Origin of the sequence: Halomarina oriensis (assembly GCF_009791395.1) — an archaeon.
In the GTDB taxonomy this organism is placed as follows: domain Archaea; phylum Halobacteriota; class Halobacteria; order Halobacteriales; family Haloarculaceae; genus Halomarina; species Halomarina oriensis.
The window spans coordinates 117,964-138,146 of sequence record NZ_WSZK01000023.1; the positions used below are offsets into that span (position 1 = coordinate 117,964).

General features: G+C 68.4%; 23 protein-coding genes and 1 pseudogene. 8 read left to right on the forward strand and 16 right to left on the reverse strand.

Features of this window, described 5'->3' with window-relative positions; translation table 11 throughout:
- Nucleotides 1-33: 33 nt before the first annotated feature.
- The 6 genes and pseudogenes from GQS65_RS22145 to GQS65_RS13765 form a co-directional block, all read right to left on the reverse strand.
- Nucleotides 34-90, reverse strand: a complete 57-nt coding sequence (locus GQS65_RS22145) for a hypothetical protein (RefSeq protein WP_368280197.1) — start codon at nucleotides 88-90, stop codon at nucleotides 34-36.
- Nucleotides 91-184: 94 nt separating this feature from the next.
- A pseudogene (locus tag GQS65_RS13750) lies at nucleotides 185-466 on the reverse strand (universal stress protein); the annotation flags it as partial.
- A 73-nt stretch (nucleotides 467-539) separates the two neighbouring features.
- Nucleotides 540-2,366, reverse strand: a complete 1,827-nt coding sequence (locus GQS65_RS13755) for a UvrD-helicase domain-containing protein (protein ID WP_158205203.1) — start codon at nucleotides 2,364-2,366, stop codon at nucleotides 540-542.
- A gap of 118 nt (nucleotides 2,367-2,484) precedes the next feature.
- Nucleotides 2,485-2,652: an HVO_0416 family zinc finger protein gene (locus tag GQS65_RS21435; protein WP_199268467.1), complete on the reverse strand. Its 168-nt coding sequence runs from the start codon at nucleotides 2,650-2,652 to the stop codon at nucleotides 2,485-2,487.
- Nucleotides 2,653-2,779: 127 nt separating this feature from the next.
- Nucleotides 2,780-4,675, reverse strand: coding sequence for a DUF2070 family protein (locus GQS65_RS13760; RefSeq protein ID WP_158205204.1), 1,896 nt, complete (start codon nucleotides 4,673-4,675; stop codon nucleotides 2,780-2,782).
- A gap of 26 nt (nucleotides 4,676-4,701) precedes the next feature.
- Nucleotides 4,702-5,250, reverse strand: a complete 549-nt coding sequence (locus GQS65_RS13765) for a GMP synthase subunit A (protein ID WP_158205205.1) — start codon at nucleotides 5,248-5,250, stop codon at nucleotides 4,702-4,704.
- A gap of 229 nt (nucleotides 5,251-5,479) precedes the next feature.
- On the opposite strand from GQS65_RS13765, the gene GQS65_RS13770 reads away from it, so the two are divergent.
- A complete protein-coding gene (locus tag GQS65_RS13770) occupies nucleotides 5,480-6,289 on the forward strand; it encodes a TrmB family transcriptional regulator (RefSeq protein WP_158205206.1) in 810 nt (269 codons plus the stop codon).
- A 68-nt stretch (nucleotides 6,290-6,357) separates the two neighbouring features.
- On the opposite strand, the gene GQS65_RS13775 is transcribed toward GQS65_RS13770, so the two are convergent.
- Complete coding sequence (locus GQS65_RS13775; RefSeq protein ID WP_158205207.1) at nucleotides 6,358-6,885, reverse strand: DUF7097 family protein; 528 nt, start codon at nucleotides 6,883-6,885, stop codon at nucleotides 6,358-6,360.
- Between the two features lie 89 nt (nucleotides 6,886-6,974).
- On the opposite strand from GQS65_RS13775, the gene GQS65_RS13780 reads away from it, so the two are divergent.
- Nucleotides 6,975-7,313 (forward strand): DUF192 domain-containing protein, encoded by a 339-nt coding sequence (locus tag GQS65_RS13780; RefSeq protein ID WP_158205208.1) that lies wholly within the window; start codon nucleotides 6,975-6,977, stop codon nucleotides 7,311-7,313.
- Nucleotides 7,314-7,414: 101 nt separating this feature from the next.
- Here the strand turns inward: GQS65_RS13780 and GQS65_RS13785 are convergent, their stop codons facing one another.
- Nucleotides 7,415-7,687 (reverse strand): ArsR family transcriptional regulator, encoded by a 273-nt coding sequence (locus GQS65_RS13785; protein WP_158205209.1) that lies wholly within the window; start codon nucleotides 7,685-7,687, stop codon nucleotides 7,415-7,417.
- Nucleotides 7,688-7,804: 117 nt separating this feature from the next.
- Here GQS65_RS13785 and GQS65_RS13790 point away from each other — a divergent pair, with 117 nt between their 5' ends.
- The 3 genes from GQS65_RS13790 to GQS65_RS13800 all read left to right on the forward strand — a co-directional run bounded on the left by GQS65_RS13790 (nucleotide 7,805) and on the right by GQS65_RS13800 (nucleotide 11,077).
- The gene (locus GQS65_RS13790) at nucleotides 7,805-8,104 is read left to right on the forward strand and encodes an EMC6-like membrane protein (protein WP_158205210.1); all 300 of its coding nucleotides are present in this window, start codon (nucleotides 7,805-7,807) and stop codon (nucleotides 8,102-8,104) included.
- Nucleotides 8,104-9,948, forward strand: coding sequence for a ribosome biogenesis/translation initiation ATPase RLI (locus GQS65_RS13795; protein WP_158205211.1), 1,845 nt, complete (start codon nucleotides 8,104-8,106; stop codon nucleotides 9,946-9,948). Before GQS65_RS13790 ends, GQS65_RS13795 begins: the two co-directional genes overlap by 1 nt.
- A gap of 358 nt (nucleotides 9,949-10,306) precedes the next feature.
- The gene (locus tag GQS65_RS13800; protein WP_368280182.1) at nucleotides 10,307-11,077 is read left to right on the forward strand and encodes a PHP domain-containing protein; all 771 of its coding nucleotides are present in this window, start codon (nucleotides 10,307-10,309) and stop codon (nucleotides 11,075-11,077) included.
- Between the two features lie 16 nt (nucleotides 11,078-11,093).
- On the opposite strand, the gene GQS65_RS13805 is transcribed toward GQS65_RS13800, so the two are convergent.
- A complete protein-coding gene (locus GQS65_RS13805; RefSeq protein ID WP_158205212.1) occupies nucleotides 11,094-12,128 on the reverse strand; it encodes a PrsW family intramembrane metalloprotease in 1,035 nt (344 codons plus the stop codon).
- An 86-nt stretch (nucleotides 12,129-12,214) separates the two neighbouring features.
- Here GQS65_RS13805 and GQS65_RS13810 point away from each other — a divergent pair, with 86 nt between their 5' ends.
- Together GQS65_RS13810 and GQS65_RS13815 are read left to right on the forward strand one after the other, a co-directional pair.
- Entirely contained in the window at nucleotides 12,215-12,589 is a 375-nt protein-coding gene (locus GQS65_RS13810; protein WP_158205213.1) for a DUF7532 family protein, read from the forward strand.
- The gene (locus GQS65_RS13815) at nucleotides 12,586-13,965 is read left to right on the forward strand and encodes a DUF402 domain-containing protein (RefSeq protein WP_158205214.1); all 1,380 of its coding nucleotides are present in this window, start codon (nucleotides 12,586-12,588) and stop codon (nucleotides 13,963-13,965) included. Before GQS65_RS13810 ends, GQS65_RS13815 begins: the two co-directional genes overlap by 4 nt.
- 6 nt (nucleotides 13,966-13,971) lie before the next feature.
- On the opposite strand, the gene GQS65_RS13820 is transcribed toward GQS65_RS13815, so the two are convergent.
- Together GQS65_RS13820 and GQS65_RS13825 are read right to left on the reverse strand one after the other, a co-directional pair.
- Nucleotides 13,972-15,474: an LVIVD repeat-containing protein gene (locus GQS65_RS13820; protein WP_158205215.1), complete on the reverse strand. Its 1,503-nt coding sequence runs from the start codon at nucleotides 15,472-15,474 to the stop codon at nucleotides 13,972-13,974.
- A gap of 86 nt (nucleotides 15,475-15,560) precedes the next feature.
- Complete coding sequence (locus GQS65_RS13825) at nucleotides 15,561-16,523, reverse strand: ROK family protein (RefSeq protein ID WP_158205216.1); 963 nt, start codon at nucleotides 16,521-16,523, stop codon at nucleotides 15,561-15,563.
- 169 nt (nucleotides 16,524-16,692) lie between these two features.
- Between GQS65_RS13825 and GQS65_RS13830 the strand changes: the two genes are divergently transcribed.
- Entirely contained in the window at nucleotides 16,693-17,430 is a 738-nt protein-coding gene (locus GQS65_RS13830; RefSeq protein ID WP_158205217.1) for an SDR family NAD(P)-dependent oxidoreductase, read from the forward strand.
- Nucleotides 17,431-17,477: 47 nt separating this feature from the next.
- On the opposite strand, the gene GQS65_RS13835 is transcribed toward GQS65_RS13830, so the two are convergent.
- The 5 genes from GQS65_RS13835 to GQS65_RS13855 all read right to left on the reverse strand — a co-directional run bounded on the left by GQS65_RS13835 (nucleotide 17,478) and on the right by GQS65_RS13855 (nucleotide 20,145).
- Nucleotides 17,478-17,678: a hypothetical protein gene (locus GQS65_RS13835; RefSeq protein ID WP_158205218.1), complete on the reverse strand. Its 201-nt coding sequence runs from the start codon at nucleotides 17,676-17,678 to the stop codon at nucleotides 17,478-17,480.
- Nucleotides 17,679-17,772: 94 nt separating this feature from the next.
- A complete protein-coding gene (locus GQS65_RS13840) occupies nucleotides 17,773-18,807 on the reverse strand; it encodes a lysylphosphatidylglycerol synthase transmembrane domain-containing protein (RefSeq protein WP_158205219.1) in 1,035 nt (344 codons plus the stop codon).
- A gap of 72 nt (nucleotides 18,808-18,879) precedes the next feature.
- Nucleotides 18,880-19,443 (reverse strand): metal-dependent hydrolase, encoded by a 564-nt coding sequence (locus GQS65_RS13845; protein WP_233265134.1) that lies wholly within the window; start codon nucleotides 19,441-19,443, stop codon nucleotides 18,880-18,882.
- 45 nt (nucleotides 19,444-19,488) lie between these two features.
- On the reverse strand, nucleotides 19,489-19,701 hold the full coding sequence (locus GQS65_RS13850; RefSeq protein ID WP_158205220.1) for a hypothetical protein: 213 nt from the start codon (nucleotides 19,699-19,701) through the stop codon (nucleotides 19,489-19,491).
- A 45-nt stretch (nucleotides 19,702-19,746) separates the two neighbouring features.
- Complete coding sequence (locus GQS65_RS13855) at nucleotides 19,747-20,145, reverse strand: phosphatidate cytidylyltransferase (protein WP_158205221.1); 399 nt, start codon at nucleotides 20,143-20,145, stop codon at nucleotides 19,747-19,749.
- Nucleotides 20,146-20,183: the final 38 nt, after the last annotated feature.

Consider the following 20,183-nt stretch of genomic DNA (forward strand, 5'->3'; position numbering starts at 1 on the left):
GGCGGTCGTGCCCGCTCCGAGCGCTCCGAGCGCTCACTCCGTGTCGTGGATACGGACCGTCATGACGGGGACGTCGGCCGCCCGGACCACTTTCTCCGTGACGCTCCCGAGCAGGTAGCGTTCGAGACCCCCCCCGACCGTGGGTCGCCATGACGACGAGGTCGACGTCCTGGCGGTCGACGTAGTCGAGAATGGTCCGCCACGGCGTCCCCTGCTCGACGTCGGTGACGGCGGTGACCCCGCGCTCGTCGGCCCGTTCGGCGATGGCCTCGACCGCCCCCTTGCCGACCTGCGTGAGCGCGTCGACGACGTCCGTCCCGACGAGCGTGACGCTGTCGCGTTGGGTGTCCGCGACGAACAGGACGTGCAGCGTCGCGTCGTGGGCCACCGCAAGGCCGAGTGCGTACTCCAGCGCCTCCCCCTCACCGTCACTGCCGGCCGTCGGAAACAGGATGCGGTCGAACATGACGTCGACGTGTACCACACGACAGCTGATAAACAGAACGGCCGTCGGGCGGTTCGACGGGGGGACGGTCGCGCTACTGGACTGCGGGCGGTTCCTGCGCCTCGGTCATCAGGTCGTCCAGGTCGCGGCCGGTCAACTCGTTGTGGAGCAGGACGTCGATAGGCAGGGTCGGCGCGCCGTCGATGAGGTTCTCCAGCAGGACGAGACGCTCACGGGCGCGGGACATCCCGACGTAGAACACCCGGCGCTCGTTGTCGGTGAGACAGGGGACGGGGTTGGTCGACTCCGCGAACGCCGCTGCACCCTCGGGGTTCTCGTCCTCGATGGTCGCCGCCATCTGCTCGACGACCTTCTCGGTGAGGTCGGTACCGACGAAGACGTGGTCGGCCTCACGGCCCTTCGCGGAGTGGATGGTCCCCACACGGACCCGCGAGCGGTCGACGTCCTGGTAGTCACCCGAGACGTACGCCTTCAGCGAGCGCTTCTGGTAGTTGGTGACCTTCCGGACCATGTCCGCCGCGGAGGCACGGTCGGGGGCGAACGGCGCGTAGTCCTTGATGAACGACTCGTCGACGGTCATCTCGGTGAGGTCCTCGACGTTCTGACGCTCCTGTAACTCGTCGATGGCGTCGAACAGGTCGTCGCGTTCGCCGGTGCCGAACGCGGCGGAGTCGAGCATCTCGGCGAGTCGACGGGCCTGCAACCCGTTGATGTCCTCGCCGTCTTCCATACGCTCGATGGCCTCGACGTAGTCCGTAAACCGGTCCGTCCACATCCGCTGGTCGGTGAGCGCCTGGAACGGGATGCCGTAGGAGATGAACTCGTCCATGAACTGGAACATCTGGTAGCGCGCCCGGAACAGGAGCATCACGTCGCCCTCTTCGTCCTGTTCGATGGTCGCACGGATGTTCCGCACGAGGTCGTACATCGAGGGGCTCGAGACGGCCTCGACGCGCCCGCCCTCCTTGCGCGGCAGGAAGTCCTTCTCCTGGCGCTCGGTGACGTGGTCGATCTCGCGGTTGACGACGTTCAGGATGCGCGAGGGGAGCCGATAGGAGGTGTCGAGGATGACGTCCTCGCCGACCTCGTTGAGCAGGAGATGGGGGTCCGCGCCCTGCCACGCGTAGACGACCTGGTCGTCGTCGCCGGCGATGAGCACCTTCTCCATGTGGGGTTTCCACTCCTCGTAGACCTGGTACTGGAGCGTCGTGATGTCCTGGAACTCGTCGATGACGAGGTAGTCGACGTTCGGCAGCAGCGAGCGCTGCTTGACGCGTTCGAGCATGTCCGCGAAGCCGACGAGACCGTTGTCACCCTTGTACTTGCGCCACGCTCGGATAGCCTCCGGCACGTCGAGCCGCTCGTCCGAGGAGGGCCACGTCGGGGTGTACTTGTTGCCCGTCTGAGCGTTGGGGTCGACGTCCGGCGGGAGGCGCACCTCGTCGACGTTCCACTGGAACGGGACGTCGTACCAGTCGGCGACGTCGCGGCGGGTCCGCTGGAGCCACTGACTGGTGGCGATGAGCTTGTTCCCCATCGTCGTCGAACGCGAGGACCGACGGCGAGAGGCCTCGTACTCGTCTTCGAACTCCAGCCCGTAGTCCTCACAGAACTCCTTCTTGTCCTTCTCGCCGACGACGTCGCCACGCGAGAGGTTGAGCAGTTCGTAGGCCTTCGCGTGCATCGTGGCGACGTTGCCACGGAGCGCCCGTGGGCTACAGTCGAGTCGTTCTGCGAGTCGTTCGCGGATTTCGGCCGCCGCAGCGCGGGTGTAGGAGACGACGAGGATATCGTTGACGTCGACGTCCTCGTCCAGAAGCGTATCGACACGGTCGAGGAGCGCCGTCGTCTTCCCGCACCCCGGACCGCCGAACAGCCGGGTAACCTGCGTGTCCGTCATTGAACGTGGATAGAAGCGCTGCCGTATAAGTGACGTGGCTTGGAGGACGGAACCAGAGCGCCGAACGAACCCGTCGCTCGGCAGGACGGGAACGCGAGAGAACCGCGGGGGGTCCGCCTCAGTTCGGCGTCCACCCACAGACGCTGCACTCGGTGGCGGCCACGTCGTGGAGCCCCATACACTCCGGGCACTGTTTCTTGTTGTACGCTTGGTCCCAACTCGGCGCTTCAGTCCGGTGCCCACGCTGCTCCAAGAACTCGTCGAACACGTCGCCGTTGGTCGCCATACAGGTATGATATAGCACACCACGATAATAAATCTGTCCTCGCCTCTCGTCGGGTGCGAACGATCGCGTCGCCAGCGTCGACGACCGAGACCGCCACACGCCGGTGTTCCCGACGAGTACGGCCGGCTCAGGCGAGGAAGAAGACGAGGACGCTGACCGCCGTGACGCCGATGACGAACGCGGCGGCGAGCGCCCCACCCATCGAGATCATCGCGTTGGCGTGGGAGGCGAGCGTCTCGGTGCGGTCGTTGCCGAACACCGTCACACGGGCCTGCTCGCTGGCCATCCCGCCGACGACCGGTTCGAGGTCCGCGACCGCCCGGTCGACGAGGCCGACGACGAGCGCCTCCAGTTCCTCGTGGTCGATGGCCGCGCCGACCTGATTGTCCGCCTCGATAGTGTTGACGATGTGTGTGTCGGTGGTCATCACCTCCGCCGCGTCGACGTGGCTGGTGATGGCGTCGACCAGCGTGTCACGGAGTCCCGGCTCCATGTTGTTGCCGTCGACCAGAACGTACGCCGTCCGCTGCTCGCCGGCCTCGACGACGGCGACACGGACACCGAGCGGCCCGATGCCGTCCGTCGGCGTCCAGTCGGTCCGGTCCCAGGCCACACCGAGTCGGAGGCGCTGTCGCGGAGCGTCCCCCAACTCGATACCGACCGTCCGGGCCGCCCCGAGCATGTCGAACGAGCGTTGACTACCCGGCGTGACGTGGCCGAGGTCCGGTCCGGAGAGGCCGTTGTTGGAGTTGTGAGCGTCGACGACCATCGCCTCGCGCAGGCCGCCCGCGCGAGCCTCGGCGGCCGCCGACAGACCGACGGCGTAGTCCACGTCGTCGGCGTAGTTCGGGGCGTAGCTCGTGACGAGCAGGGCGTCGTCACCGAACGCCTGTGCGAGGACGCCCACCTCCCCGCGTGTGACCTGCTGGCTCGCGGTGGCGCGTTCGGCGTACTCGACGCGCTCGGCCGCCCGGTTCGCGGCGTCGATGACGGTGTCGACCTCTCGCTCGGTGACGAGGTTGAAGTCGTGGCCGGCGGTGGCGTGGGGCGGAAACCCCAGCCCTTCGGTCGAGGCGGCGACCCGCTGTGGAAGGTTCCCACCACCGATTTCGCCCATCGGACCGGGGTGGATCATCGGGAGGACGAATCGCGCTTTCTCGGTGCCCCGCGTGCCGTCCTCGGTGGTCCGGCGAAACGAGAGGACGGTGACGGGGACGACGGCCTCCTCGCCCAACTGCTCGAAGAAGTCCTCCAGTTCGCGTGAGCCTTCGGCGATGTGGCCGATGAACCCCCGGATGAACTCCAGAACGCTGACGCCGAGACTCCGCTTCCAGGGCTGGTCGATGATGACGAGAAACAGCCACGTCGACGCGGCGTAGAGCGCACAGATGACGGCGAGGACGACGAAGTCGCCCGGCACGAACGCCGAGAACGCCTCGGGGGCCTGTTCGGGCCGCGAGAGGTACGACCGCGTCAGCGGGCCGCCGATTTCGAGGTAGGTCATCGTCCCGCTGTAGACGAACAGCAGGAGGCCGCCGGCGAGCGTCTGGATGCTCGCGGGGACGACGGCCCACAGGAGTCGGTGCCCCGAGACGGCCATCGAGACGAACAGGCGGACGGCGAAGATGCTGGCGAGGGCGACGAGCAACACGTCGAAGACGAACCCCTGTCCGAGCGGCGGCAAGAGGGGGAGCGGGTCCGAGACGACGACGACGACGGCGGCGAGCGTCAGCAGGCCCACGGTGACGAGTTCACAGAACAGCGCGAGCAACGACGCTCTGTTCGGCGTCAACTGTCCGTCGAGTCGCCGGTCGACCCAGGGGGTGAGGACGCTCGCCGCGAGCGTCGGGATGCCGATGAAGAAGACGCCCTGCCAGGCGTCCTCGAGCAGGAACCGCGAGTCGAAGGCGGCGACGCCGGTGACGGCGGCGATGAGCAACGCGAACCCGACGCTCGCGTACCATCGTGGTGCACGGAAGATGAACCGCGAGAGCGCCGCGAGGTCACCCTGCGTCGCCGTCATCCGCGACCGCCCCCTGAGACCGTCATCTACTCACAGAGCGCGACGAAGTTCTCGAAGACCTCCTGTCCCCGTTCCGTGTGTGCGACCTCCGGGTGCCACTGGACGCCGTAGAGGTCACGGTCGGGGTCGCTCATGGCCTCGACACCGCAGACGTCGCTCTCGGCCGTTCGGGAGAACCCCTCGGGGACCTCGACCACCTCGTCGGCGTGACTCGCCCAGACGCGAGTCTCGGGGGCGAGCGACCCGACCAGCGGGTCCGCCTCGTCGAGGATGTCGACGGTGACGTCGGCGTAGCCGCCGTACTCGCCCGATTCGACCCGACCGCCGAGGGCGTCGGCCATCGCCTGCATCCCGAGACAGATACCGAACACCGGGACGCCGTGCTCGAGGTACTCCGTGCTGTTGCCGGTCCGGTCCATGTCGGGGCCCCCCGAGAGGACGATGCCGTCGGCGTCGACGTCGGCGGGTGGCGTCTCGTTGTCGACGATGGCCACCTCGACGCCGACGTCACGAAGCGCGCGGCCTTCGAGGTGGGTGAACTGCCCGTGGTTGTCCACCACGACGATGCGCGTCATTGTCCGAGATACGACGGTGAGGCGATAAAAACCCCCCTGAACCCGGACCGACAGGACCCCCGCTCGTCGTGGGCGAGCGACGAGGCGTGTACGCCGGCGAGAGAGTGCCTGCGAGAGCAGGACGTACGTTTATATGCACAGGTTCGATACGTATCTTGTCTGCTCAACTACGCCGCATCGTGCGGTTCGGCGTCAGCTGAAAAGAGCCACTTCGATTCAATTCAATTCAATGCCCACGAACGAACACCGGACACGAGCGGTCGAGTCCCTCGAGTCCCTCGGCCTTCGAGAGTACGAGGCGAGATGTTTCGTCGCACTCGTCCAACTCTCCGAAGGGACGGCCAAGGAGGTGAGTAAGGTAGCGAGCGTTCCACGCTCTCGCGTCTACGACTCCCTCGAGAAACTCCAGAACCGGGGCCTCGTCGACATCCGCGAGTCCAACCCACGAAAGTATCGCGGCGTCTCGGTCGACACCGCCATCCAGACGCTCGAGAACGAGTTCACCAACCACCTCGAAACCGCCGGTGAGAACCTCACGGAACTCCAGGTGTCGCCGCACAACGGCGACAACGAGTTCTGGACCGTCTCGGGACGCGAGAACGTCACCGAACGCGGGAACGAACTCGTCGACCGCGCGGAGCGCGAGGTGGTCGTCGTGCTCCCCGAGGACGACCACGTCGTCGACATCTCGCTGGCGTGGATCCAGCGTGCGCTCGACGCCGGGGTCACGACGCTCGTCGACGCCCCGACGCCTGCGGTCCGACACCGCGTCGAGTCGGAGGTACCCGGCGCACAGGTGTTCGTCTCGACCCGCGAGGACGGGACGACGCTCGGTCGGACGCTGCTCGTCGACGACCACGCCGTCCTGTTGAGCGTCATCGACGAACCGCTCCCGACCGTCCAGGAGGAGACCGCCGTCGTGAGCGACGGTGGCGTCGGGACGCGCATCGCCTCGCTCGTCGAGGACGTCTCGAAGGTCCGCCGGAACGAGTTGGTCGCGGAGAGCACGACAGCGGTCGACGCCGCCGACGACGACTGAACTACCGGCGACTCGCAAGCACCGGCATCCCACAGTGTAGTTCTATCGACAACAGCCACCCACAGCGGTCAGTCTCGGAACCGGTCGGCCGCCGACTCGAAGCCGAGTTCGTCGAGTTCCCGCGAGCGCCGCGCCTCGCGGTCGGCGAGTGCCTCGGGCGTCGGGGTCGCGTCGTCGTCGATACGGGCGAACGAGTCGTGGACCTTCGCGTGACACCACCGACAGAGGAAGACGGTTATCTCGTGGGTCACCTCGCCGTCCTCGTCGCCGCGATACGACAGGTGGTGCTCTTCGAGCAGCGGTCGGTCCCCGTCGTGGGCCATCCGAACCTCCTCGAGTCCGCACCGAACGCACTCGCGTGACCGGTTCGTACACCGGAACTGTGGGCAGTCGGCCCACCCCCAGTCCGGGCCGTCGTCCGCGACGACCGGACAGACGTAGTCGTGGTCGCGGAGCGCGCGGAAGAACTTCGAGTTCGAGTCGGCGTGCTCGAACGCGTAGCGACACTTCCCGTCGTCGGTGACGTGGTCACACCGCTCGACGTAGTCGTACGGGTCGTCCACGCCGACGGCGGTGCCGAGCGGCGTCTTCTCCATGTCGGTGACTGCGGCCGCGTCGGTTTCAACCTTGCTGGCCGCTCCGGACGAACCGCTCGGTTCTTGGTCCCGCTGGCACAGTGGCGACCATGCGCGTCGTCCACCAGTCGGGTCGGGTCCTCGCCAGCGACGTCGAGACGGCCGACGGCCCCCTCGCACAGGGTCGGGGGCTGATGTTCCGCCGCTCGGTTCCGGAGGACTACGCGCTCGTCTTCCGGTTCGGAAGCCAGCGACGGCGCGGCCTCCACATGCTGTTCGTCCCGTTCCCTATCGACGCCTGCTGGACGTGTGACGGCGTCGTCCAGCAGGTGACGACGCTCCGCTCGTGGGTCGGCTACGGGCGGGCGCTCGCCGACACCGTGGTCGAAGCGCCCGCCGGCGCGTTCGACGGCGTCGAGGCCGGAGACCGGGTCCGTGTCGAGGAGTGACCGGCCCCGACCGGAGCGGCCGCTCGGCGGCGTGAGATAACGGAGGTGACTGTCGGTCGGTGGCGCTCACCACCGGGTGCCCTGCCCGGTCGTTCGAGGGGTCAGTCGTCGCCGACGGCCTTGGCGTCGGCCGGTTCCGCTGCAGCAGGCGTGATCTCGTACAGGTTCTGTCGAGCGTCGGCGAAGTAGACGTCCTCGTCGACGGCCTCGATGCCTTCGAGTCGTTCGAGTGCGTAGCGGACGGTTCGGGCCGAGAGCATCGACTCCTCGACGATACCCTTCTGGGTCAGCGGCCCGTTGTACTGGAGCACTTTATAGACGAGTTTCGCGCTCGGCGGCAGGTCGGAAAGTCCCTCGGCGGAAGAGTCGCTCATTTCGATATAAATAGACACGTGGACAGCGCATAAAGATTGACCCGGGCGTCGGAATTCGGATACGTCGGGCACGAACGGACCGAACGGCTTTTGCGGCCGCACCGACCAGATTCTCTCATGGCTACCGACACGGTCGAACGCTTCGATGCCCACGTGAGGGGCATCACCGTGACGGCGCTGTCCGCCCTGCTGGGCATCGCCGCCGCCTTCGGGTCGTACGTCACGACGTCCGGCCCGACCGAGACGGCGGTCGTCTTCGCCCTCGTCGCGGCTATCGCCGTCCAGTTCCCGGTGCTCCAGTTCACCGGCATCAAAACGGACTTCTCCGCGAAGGACTACCTCTACGTCGCGTTCATGACGTTCGCGCTCTGGTTCGTCACGCTGACCATCCTCTTCACCGCGGGCGTCACCCTGTAATGGCCGACGACAGCATCGCGGTCGTCGACCTCGACAGGTGCCAGCCCGACCGCTGTAACTACGAGTGCGCCAACTACTGCCCGCCCAACCGGACGGGCAAGGAGTGCATCGTCACGCGCGAGGAGCGCCACGGCGACGACACTTACGAGGGCGACCCCGACCAGGTGTCTATCTCCGAGGACATCTGTCTGGGCGAGTCCTGTGGTATCTGCGTCGTCAAGTGCCCGTTCGACGCGCTAGAGATCATCAACCTCCCGCAGGAACTCGACGAGGAACCGGTCCACCGCTACGGCGAGAACGCCTTCGCGCTCTACGGCCTCCCGGCCCCACAGGACGGGCAGGTGACGGGCATCCTCGGACCGAACGGTATCGGGAAGACCACCGCCGTCCGCATCCTCGCCGACGAGATAACGCCCAATCTCGGCGACCCCAGCGTCGACCCCGACTGGGACGCGGTCATCGACGAGTACCGGGGGACAGAGCTCCAGAACTACCTCGAGGGCGTGCAGGCCGACGACGTCACCGTCGCGCGCAAACCACAGTACGTCGACAAGATTCCGGATCAGTTCGACGGCAACACCCGCCAACTGCTCGAATCGGTCGACGAACGCGGCGTGATGGCGGACCTGGTCGAGCGGCTCTCCATCGGCCCGGTCGTCGACCAGGCCATCGACACGCTCTCCGGGGGAGAGCTCCAGCGAGTCGCGCTCGCGGCCACGCTCGCGCGTGACGCCGACTTCTACTTCCTCGACGAGATCACCCCCTATCTGGACATCGGCCAGCGCGTCACCGCCGCGCGTCTCATCCGAGAACTCGCCGAGGACGGCGACCGGTCGATGCTCGTCGTCGAACACGACTTGGCGGTGCTCGACCTGCTGGCCGACTCGCTCAACGTCGCCTACGGTGAACCCGGCGCGTTCGGTGTCATCACGCCACCGAAGTCGACGCGCCAGGGCATCAACCAGTACCTCTCGGGCTACCTCGAGAACGAGAACATGCGCATCCGCCCGGAGGCCATCGAGTTCGAGCGCCACGCGCCACGCTCGTCGTACCAAGGCGAAGCGCTGGCCACCTATCCGGACCTCACGATGTCCTACGGTGAAGACGAGTTCACCCTCGACGTCGAGGCCGGCGAGATCCGGGAGAACGAGGTGCTCGGCGTCGTCGGCCCGAACGGGATCGGGAAGTCGACGTTCGCCAAACTGCTGGCGGGCCGTCTCGAACCGACCGAGGGCGAACTGGACACCCGACTGGACATCTCGTACAAGCCGCAGTACGTCGACATCGACCAGCCGATGCGTGTCGACGCGTTCCTCGCGTCCATCACCGACCAGTTCGGCTCCTCGTACTGGGAGACCGAAATCGCCAACCCGCTCCAGTTGGGCCAGATCATGGAGCAGAACCTCACCGACCTCTCCGGCGGGGAGCGCCAGCGGGTGGCCATCGCGGCGTGTCTCTCGAAGGACGCCGACCTCTACCTGCTCGACGAACCCTCGGCCCACCTCGACGTCGAACAGCGGGTGCTCGCCACCCGCGCCATCCGTCGGTACACCGAGAACCACGACGCGACGGCGATGGTCATCGACCACGACATCTACATGATCGACCTGCTGTCGGACCGCCTGATGGTGTTCGACGGCGAACCCGCCGTCCGCGGCGAGACCTCCCCTCCAGTGGGGATGCGCGAGGGGATGAACCGGTTCCTCTCCAATCTGGACATCACGTTCCGCCGGGACCAGCGCACCAGTCGCCCGCGTATCAACAAGCCGGGCAGCCAGCTCGACCGCGAACAGAAGAACGCCGGCGAGTACTACTACGCGCCGGCGGACGACGACGAGGAGTAGGGAGACGCTCGCGGTGCGAGCGTCTCAAAAAACCGAACGGGGAGCGGTAGCGACCCGTGAGGAGTAGGGAGATTCGGACCGAGCGAAGCGAGTGAGAATCTCCGACCCCCGAGCGGTGACCAGCGGGAACCGCGAGGAGTAGCGTGGTTCGGAGTTCCCGCGAGTGAGACGAACGGGAGCACGGAAGACGAGCAGAGCGAGTCTTCCGGAGCGCGAGACCCACGGGATTCCGAACGGCGAACAGTGTGAGCCGTGAGGAGTAGGGAGATTCGGACCGAGCGAAGCGAGTGAGAGTCCCCGAGAGCCGTCTCGGGGCATCCACCGCACGCTTTTGTCGGCCGCCGTCCTCGGGGTCGACGTGCACGACTACCACGTCCACTCGAACTACTCGGACGGCTCGTTTCTCTGGCGGATGTGTCGCGCCGCCGAGGAGGCCGGACTGGACGGGTTGGGGTTCGCCGACCACTGCAACGTCTCCGCTCGCACCCCCCAACAGCGCGAGAAGCACGTCTTCGGGTTCACCCTCGACAGGACGTACGAACAGCGGCGGGCCGGCATCGAGGCCATCGAGGACGAGTTCGACCTCCGGGTCTACGACGCCGTCGAGATGGACTACCTCCCCGACGAGGAGGCCCGTATCGCCGACTTCCTCGACACCGCAGACTTCGACTACGCCATCGGGAGCGTCCACACCATCGACGACCGGAACGTCCAGTCGGGAGCGCCGTTCCGGGAGATGAGCGAGAGCGAGCGGCGTGACGTGGTCGACGACTACTACGACACGCTCGTCGCCCTCGTCGAGTCGGAACTGTTCGAGGTGGCCGCCCACCCGGACCTGCTGGAACGGACCGCCGCTCTGCGCGGGTTCGCCACCGACGACCACTACGAGCGGGTCGCCGAGGCGTTCGCCGCGTCCCGAACCGTCCCCGAGATAAACGCCGGGCGCGTCCTGCGTGAGTACGGCGAGCTCCACCCCGCACCGCGGTTCTTCGAGGTGCTCCGGGAGTACGACGTCGGGTTCACGCTCGGAACCGACTCGCACGTCCCGGAGGAGGTCGGTGAACGCGCCGACGAACTCACCATCCTCTGTGAGGAGACGGGCCTCGACCCGGTCGACCTGGACGTCTGAACGGGGACCGTGAGCTCTATCCGTCGAACTCGGTTCGGTCGACGCCGATGCGTTCGGAGCGTTCCGCGTCGCTGAGGACGTCCCGGTACGCTCTCGTGTACGCCTTGATCTTCCGGTAGAGCAGGTAGCCGAAGAACCCCTGGAAGACGACGACGAACCCGAAGTAGCCCACGAGCTGCGGGACGGCGAGCGCGTCGAGGATACCGGGGAGTGCGACCGTCGCCAGCGAGTTGTACGTCGCGTGGATGAGCGCGGCGATGATGATACCCTTGGCGATGATAGGACCGGCGTTCTCGCGGTTGAACTTCGCCAGGCCGAGGTAGTAGCCGGCGAACGCGGAGTAGACGACGTGGCCGGGACCGGCGAGCGAACGGACCGCCGTGGTCGCACTGGCCTGTGCGAGCGCCTGTTCGGGGGCACCGAGCGCGAGCGACTCGCCCGCCGAGCGCTGGATGTAGATGGCGTTCTCGACGAACGCGAAGCCGAGGCCGGCGACGGCACCGTACACCGCGCCGTCGACGACGGCGTCGAAGCGGTCGCTCCGGAACGCGAAGAACCGGACGGCGAGTATCTTCACCGTCTCCTCGATGGGGCCGACGACGAGGAAGAAGAAGACGACCGAGCCAGCGAGTGCGAGGACCGAGTCCTCCTGACCGCCGGCACTGACACCGAGCAGGCCGCCGAAGACGCCGTTGACGATGGCGGCGAAGCTAGCGAAGACGATGGCGAGGAAGAACGTCACCACGACGAGTGTCAGCGGTTCGCCGCTGGTGATGTCCGCTCGGTAGACGTAGACGGCGAGTGCGAGCGCCGGCACCGCCGACAGCAGCGTCAGACCGAGGATGACGGGGCTCGCGAGCGCTCCGGCCGCACCGATGACGACCGTGAACAGCAGTGCCAGCAGCACGAGCAGCCACTTGCCGGCGGCGACCGCGACGCGATAGAAGCCGACGGCGACCCGATCGAGCGACGAGCGTGGCTCCCACGTGGCGATGTCATAGAGGTCGCGTGAACGGTCGGCCCGGGCTTCGACCGGGTCACGTTTTGGCATAGCGGCAGTGACGAGGGCCAGCCTTCTAACTCTACGCCCCACGGCGTGTTCGTTGGCTTTTCGAGTGCTGGCGTCGAACCGGTGGCATGCACTTCGACAGTCGGACCCAGCAGGCCCTCCGGGACGCGGGCCTCTCGACCGACGAGATTCGCACCGCCGACGAACGCGTCAAGGCACTCACTCGGGAGGACGCCGACGCCCTCGTCGCGTTCTTCGAGGGGAACGAGACGGTCTACTCGGACATGGACCTCGCACACAGCGCCGGCGGCGTGGTCGAACACACCGTCGACCACCTCGACTGCTACACCCACGCCGACAGCATCCGCGGCTACCTGAAGTTCGAGACGTGGGGCGTCCCGGTCGAGGGAGGGCGACCGCTCGACGACGGCCTCGTCGAGTTGACGCTCGGTCCCACGGTGAACACCCGGACGAAGTTCGCCGCCGACCGCGACGGCCTATGACCGTCCGCGTCCGGGGTATCTACACCACCGCGCTCACACGACTGCTCCACGACGACGTCGGCGTCGTCCAGGCCTCCGAACCCATCCGGGAGCGCTTCGACGCGACGTTCCCGGTCGAACCCGCCGGAGCGACCGTGAGGACGACCGACGACCGACAGGGCGTCGGCGTCTCGGGCGGGTCGGAAGCCGTCGCGTCGGTCGTTCGACGCCTCGAATCGGTGGGCGTCGACACGCTGACGTGGCCCGACTCGACCCCCGAAAGCGCGGTGTTCGACGCGCGGGTGGCGGAGACGAACCGGAGCGGCGCGGTCCTCGACCTGGGCGAGACGCAGGGCTGGCTGCCGTTCTCGAACGTGGACGACGAGGTGGACGCGGGCGAGAGCCTCCGTGTACAGGTCCACGAGGCGACCGCTCCGTGGAGCGACGACCGGCCGGTCTGTACGACCGGCCTCACCGTCGAGGGCGAACTCGCCAGGCTCGTCCGCGGCGAGGGCGGCGGGACCACGGGCGGCGTCGAACTCGCCTCCCTGTTGCCGACGGACCCCCGCGACGGCTGGACGATTCGGTGGGACGGCCGGGCCGACGAGGCGGACCTCGACGCGCTGACGGCGACCGTCGAGCGCCTCAACGAGCGAGCCGCGGTCCTCGATGCACTCCCGGAAGCGACCGAAGACGCGGCCCCCGCTCGGTTGACCGACGGTCGGGCGACGACGTGGGTCTGGTTCGGCCGCGAGTCCCGGTTCGCCCTCGACGACCTGCGCCGCGAGGTGACGCCGACGATGGCCGGCCACCACCGCGCGAAGGCCGCGACGAACGCCGCGAGCGCCGCCGTCGACTTCGCGGAGGCGGTCTGTGCCGACGCCGACGGGGGCGGTGAGTTCCCGTTCGCCGCGCTCACCCGACAGTTCGGTCCCCGCGAGGGCGACGGACTGGCGCTCGGCCACGGCAAGCCGTCGGGCCGACTCATCCTCCTCGGACGCGGCGAGGTGACCGAGTACGACCCGGTCGGGAGGCTGACGCTCGAACGCGGGATGACGCCGGGCGGCACCTACGACGCGCTGGGTGTCGAACGGCGGGCCGGCGACGTGGCCGTCACGAAGCTTCAGGAGGGTCGGTGGTGGTACCCGACCGTCTACCGCGGCAGCGACGGCGAGCGTCGCGGGACGTACGTCAACGTCTGTACGCCGGTCGAACTGTTCCCCGACGTGGCCCGCTACGTCGACCTGCACGTCGACGTGGTGAAACACGCCGACGGTCGGGTCGAGCGGGTCGACGACGACGAACTGGACGAGGCGGTGGCCGCGGGCGAGGTCCCCGAACCGCTCGCCGAGAAGGCCCGCGCGGTGGCGAGCGCCGTCGAGAGCGCACTGCGCTGAGTTCGCTCACCCCTCGTCGTCTCGCTTTCCGAGCAGTCGCCACGCGGCGAGACCGGTTCCCGCGATTCCGGCGACGACGCCGAATCCGGGGCCGAAGCCCGACGATTCGTCGGTCGTCTCCGCCCCGGTGGTGGTAACCGTCTCGGACGAGTACGTCGGCGGCGGCGGATAGGGCGTTACGGAGCCGTCGTCCGTCGTTCCGTCGTCCGTCGCCACCGGCGTCTGCGTCCGCGTCGACTGCTCGTCGGCGGGCGCGTCGGGGAAGACCACGAGCCCCTCGAACTGTCCGGGATTGCTCCGGTGGTTCTCGGCGGCCCCGACGAACGTCTCGCCGGGCGTGAGCGCCTGTGCGGTCCAGAAGCTCATCGCCTCGCGGTCGGCCCACTCCCGCAGGACGCCGGGACGGGCGGGGTCGCTCACGTCGAACACCTTCACGCCGCCGCGGTACCAGGAGGTGTAGAGACGGTCCCCCGCGAAGTCGAAGTTGTGCGAGGTGGTCCAGACGCCGCCGAGCGTCGGGTCGTCGGACGGTGGTGGGGTGATGGTCGACAGTTCCCGCGGACTCGCCGGGTCGGAGATGTCGTAGAGCGTGACGCCGCCCGGCCCGCCGACGGCGTCGTCGGGGTCGACGTCCCACGACTCGACGCCCACGCCGAGCAGCGAGGCGTCGTCGTTCACGGCGACGTAGTGGCTGTTGCCCGGTGGCTGGTAGTTCTCGGCCTGCGCCTCCCCCTGGGAGAGTCCGCTGAGGTCGGCGGGGTCGTACGGGCCGACACGCGAGACGACCGACGGCGAGGCGGGGTCGCTCACGTCGAGCAGCCACGTCCCGGCGTCCCAGTACGCGAGGTAGGCGACGCCGTCCTGGACGTACAGGTCGTGGAGCGGTCGGAGGCCGGTGAAGACGTCACCCCACGCCGGGTCCGCGTCGACCGGCGACCAGCGACCGAGTTCCTCGCCGCCCTCGACGTCGATGGCGACGAGTTCGTTCTCGCTCTCCGTGCCGTTCGCGTAGTTGTTCGGCCGGTAGGCGACGCCGTCCGCGAGGAAGACGTTGTGGTTCGCCGACTCGGTCTCGTAGACGCCGACCCGTTCGGGGCTGGCGGGGTCGGCCACGTCGTAGAGGACCAGCGCGTTCACCGCGTCCTGCCGGCCGTTCGCGGGGCCGGCGACGAGCAGGCGGTCGTCCTCGACCTTGACGTCCCACACCTGCTGGAGCGGGCCGTTCTCGCGGCCCGTGAGGAGACCCCGCTCCTCGGCGAGCAGCGAGGGAGAGGCCGGGTCGCTCACGTCGACGGTGGCGAACCCGTCCGTGACGGCGAGATACGCCACGTCACCCGAGACGACGGCTTCGGTGGTGCCGTCGACGGCGAGGCGGCCGAGCGGACCGTAGTCGTCCTGTGCTGGCGTCGCCACGGCGACGTCGGCGAGCGTAGAGAGGGCGGGAAGCGTCGCCACAGCGCCGAGCGACCGGAGGACGGTGCGACGACTGTGACCGTCGGAGGACTCCATGCTCGGTGTCGGCAGTCGTCCCGTGTATCAGTTGTGGTCGTGAGACTGCCAGGTTCGAGAGCGACACGGGAGCGTCGAGGAGTGCCTCAGGAGTGACGGCGGCGCTCGCCCGTCCCGCCGGTGAGTGCGCTGGCGAGCGCTCCCTTGACGACCACCTCGTCGCCGAGCGTCGTCAGTTCGACGTCGGGGACGTTGACGAGCAGGTGGTCGTCGAGGCGCTCGCGGATGGGGTCGAGGATGGTGTCGGGGTTGTGCAGCGCGACGGACCCGCCGAGGTAGACGACGATGGGGGCGTAGGCGTGGCAGACGTTCGCGATGCCCTGCGTGTTCCAGTCGGCGACCCGTTCGAGCGTGCGGTGAGCCAGCGGGTCGGTCTGGTCCGCGAAGACGTCCTCGGCGCGCAGGTCGGCCATCGGGAGGTCAGTCGAGATGTCCTCGCGTTCGGCGAGGTGCTGGGCGTACCGGGGGATGTTGTTGCCCGAGCAGTACGCCTCCCAGTGCCCCGGCGAGCCACAGCCACAGGTCATGTGGCCGTGCGGGTCGAGCGTCATGTGTCCCACCTCGCCGGCGTTGCCGTCCCAGCCGTTGAGGACGTTGCCGTCGACGGCGACGCCCGCCCCGATACCGGTCGACATCGTGAGGTAGACCACGTCGTCGGGAGTTCGTGGGCCGTAGAACCGTTCGCCGATGAGTCCGGCGATGGTGTCGTTGTGGAGGAACACGTCCTCGCTGTCGACGAGGTTCTCGACCGGCCCGGTCAGGGGGATGCGGTCGATGCTGTCCGGGAGGTTCGCCGGCTGTTCGACCGTGCCCGCCGCGAGGTCGAGCGGCCCGATGGAGGCGATGCCCGCCGCGGTGATGCGGTGGGGCTGGACGTCCGCGTCCGAACACGCCTCCCGAATCGTGGCGAGGACGGCTTCGGTGACCGCGATACCCGACGGTCCGGTGGGTGTCGAACGTCGTGCGCTGCCGACCACCTCCCCCTGGGCGTCGGCGACGACGCTGCGGACGTTCGTCGCCCCCAGGTCGACGCCCACGTAGTAGGCCATTGTCCCTACCACCAACGTCACACCAGATAAATCCTCCACACATTACCTCGGTTCCGGGTAAACGTTTCAGCGAGCGACCCGGCAGAACGGACCGTGTGGTCCGTCGTGAGACTCCGGACCCGCCCGCCGCAACCGTCGTCGCTTTGCCGTGAACGCCCGGACGTTCGGTATGATTCGACCCGACCTCGACGGGCGCGTGGCGCTCGTCACCGGGAGTGCGAAGGGACTGGGCGCGGCGCTCACCGACTCGCTGGCCGAGTGCGGTGCGGACGTGGCCGTCCACTACAACACGAGCGACGACGAAGCACGGGAGGTGGCCGCGACGGCCCGTCGACACGGCGTCGAGACGGCCGTCGTCGGCGGTGACGTCACCGACCCCGAGAGCGTCGACGACCTGTTCGCCGCCGTCGAGGCCGACCTCGGGAGCGTCGACGTGCTGGTCAACAACGTCGGCGCGTTCGCCCCCTCCCACTGGGAGGCCATCGAGTGGGACCGCTGGCAGACGGTCGTGGCGACGAACTTCGACGGGACCGTCCTCTGCTCGAAGCGCGCGCTCGGCCCGATGCGCGAGGCCGAGTGGGGCCGTATCGTCAACGTCGGCTACGCCTCCGCGGAGAAGGGTCTCGTGGACCCGAAGAACTTCCCGTACTTCGTGGCGAAAGCCGGCGTCCTGATGTTCACGCGGATGCTCGCCGCCGATACGCAGGACGACGGCGTCACCGTCAACGCCGTCTCACCGTACGTCGTCGAGAACTCCGACGAGTTCCCCGACGACGCGCCACGCGGCCGGTGGGCGACCTACGACGACCTCGCGCAGGCGGTGCGGTTCTTCTGTGACGAGGACTCCGAGTACATCTCCGGGGAGAACGTCGAAGTCGACGGTGGATGGCTCCCCGAGGACGTGTGAGACCGAAGCCGTGAGCGAGGAGAGCATCGACCTACCGCGTCGGCGACTCAGGCCGTCTCCTTCGGTTCGGACTGCTCGCCGGCGCGTTTGAGAATCTGCGGGACGACGGTGACTTCGAGCGCCGCCATCACGACGACGACGTACCGGGCCGTTCCATCGAGGAACTGGAACGCGACGAACAGGAGGACGGCGGCGCTCAGCAGGCCCATCCCGTAGTGCACGACGGGCTTCTGGAGGGGGTTGCTCATACACGAGACGGTTCGAGAGGAGTGACTTATCTGTTGGCATGTCGAACCTCCGGCGAACCGTCGCCCGAAGCCGAGGCCCGGAGAGACGGTGCGGTCACGCCGCCTGTTCGGCGACGGAGCCGCGTGCGGCGCTGATGGCGTCACGTCCACCGAGCGCGAGCGTCGCCAGTCCGCCGACGGGGAGCGGTGCCCAGAACGTCGCGGTCCGGTAGAGGAGGACGGCCGCCGACGCCGGGGGCACCGCGACGCCCGCGAACGAGACGAGGAGGCCGATGAGCGCCGCTTCGACGCCCGCGGTGCCGCCGGGCGAGGGGACGAGCGTCCCGACGCCGGCCAGCGGGAGGACGCCGAGGACGAGCGGGAAGGCGACGGCGGTTCCGACGGCGTCGAGTGCCAGCCAGAGGCAGGCCGCGGCGGCGACCTGTCCGACGGCGACGAACAGGACGACGCTGGCGAGGCGGCGAGGCGAGCGGGCGACGAGTTCGACGGACTCGACGACCCGTTCGACGCGGTCGGTGACGGCCGCCGTCGAGGGCGGCGTCTTCGAGGGGACGACCCGGCAGACGAGGCGGACCGGGACCGCGACGACGCGACCGGCGACACCGACGAGGCGGTCGCGCACCTGCCACGCGCCGCCCGCGAGGACGGCGATGACCGGGAGCGCCAGGAGCATGCGCGGGTCGGCACGGACGCTGCCGCCGAGACCGGCGAGGGCGAGCGAGAGGCCGACGACGCTCACCACGGCGTCGACGGTGACGACGGCGGCGAGACTCTCCTCGTAGCCCGTGTCGGTCGCCGAGGAGACGAGCAGGCCGCTGACGGGGCCGGCGGCGGCCTTCCCGAACGGGGCGAGACAGCCGACGAACGTCGTCGCCAGGAAGACACCGATAGCCCGAAGCCGCCCGACGCGGGTTCCGAGCACGTCGAGGACGCCACGGAGCGCGATTCCCCGGCAGGCGAAGGCGACGAACGCCAGTGCGAGCATCGTGCCGACGGTCCGCACGTCGACGCCCGACGGGAGCGAGACGGGGCCGGCGCTCGCCAGCACGACCGCTGCGAGTGCGACGACCCCGACCGCCGCGAGTCGCTTGCCACCGACACCACCGAACCGGTTCTCCAACGTCCTCATGACTGTCAGATGGTCCGAAAGCCGTCGGCTAAGTGGCGGTGGCAACAAGCGTAGCCCCGGCGTATCAGGGGGCTACGTGCGTGCCCTGAAGCGCTCGACGGCGTCCGGGACGCGGCGTCGGACGAGCGCGTAACCCGCCCCGGCGACGAGCGAGGCGAGGACGACCCACCGGACCGTTCCCGTCGTGACGGTCCAGAGGCCGCCGGCGAGCAGTGCCGCCACGAGGAGGTCCTCGGGGGCACCGTCGTACCGGACCCACCGCCTGGCGACGAGCCACTCGCTCGTCGCGTGGCAGTAGACCGCCCGGTCGCTCGTGCGCTCCCAGCCACGCCACCCCGCGTCACCCTCGGCCCAGTCGAGCAGTGGGTGGAGCGCGGCCGCGACACAGAACGTGGCCAGTGCGACCGACCAGGAGGCGGTGACGAGGACGGCCAGCACGACCGCGGGGAGAGCGACGACCCACCCGTAGACGGGGAAGTGAAGCGTCCTGCGGTGGGTGCCGACCACGGCGTCGAGGTCCGGCGCGAGGCCGCCGAGCGCTCCGGCGACGAACGCGGACGTCGTGTGGGCCGGGGCGACGACGAGCGACACGCTGCCGACGGCGAGACCCACCAGCAGGTGTGTCGGAGCCATCATCGGGTAGTGAGAGGAGTGCCGTCGGGATAATCTCCGCGACGCCGCTCACTCGTCGTCCGAGACACCCCGACTGAACGCCGCGCCGAGCGCCGCCCCGATGGCGACGCCGATGGGCAACCAGAGTCCGACATCGTCCGTAGCGACACCGAGCGCCACGCCGATACCGACACCGAGGGCGATACCGACACCGATACCCTGCGCGTTCATCTCGTTCGACTCGCCGTCCGCGTGGTCGTCGCCACCGGATTCGGTCGCCATGCGCTCACTCGCGGAGACGAGGGCATAACTGTATCCGTCGGTCGACTACCGGGAGTCGGCGTCCCCCCGGTCGACCCGGAGGTAGGAGGTGCCGTTGCGGTAGTTGTAGCACTCGACGGCGAACGCGAGGACGCTGAGGACCGCGAACACCGCCGACAGTGGGCCGAACGCCGCGAACGACGGGTCGTACCCACTGGCGACGAAGAGGAGGCCGAAGACGACCACGGCGTGAGCGGCCGACGCGAGGTCGTACAGCGGGTGTTCGCGGACGGTGTCGAACACCCCGGTGAGCATGAAACCGACCGACAGTACGACCAGAGCGACGAGGACCGGTGTCGGCGAATCCGTCACGGAGAGGAGTGAGACGGCACCGAGACAGAACACGAGGGCGAGACCCCCGTGGACAGGACTGATACGGTCGCGGGTGGGGAGGGACGGAGACACGACGCGACGTCGTCACCGAGAGATATAAAATCCCCGCG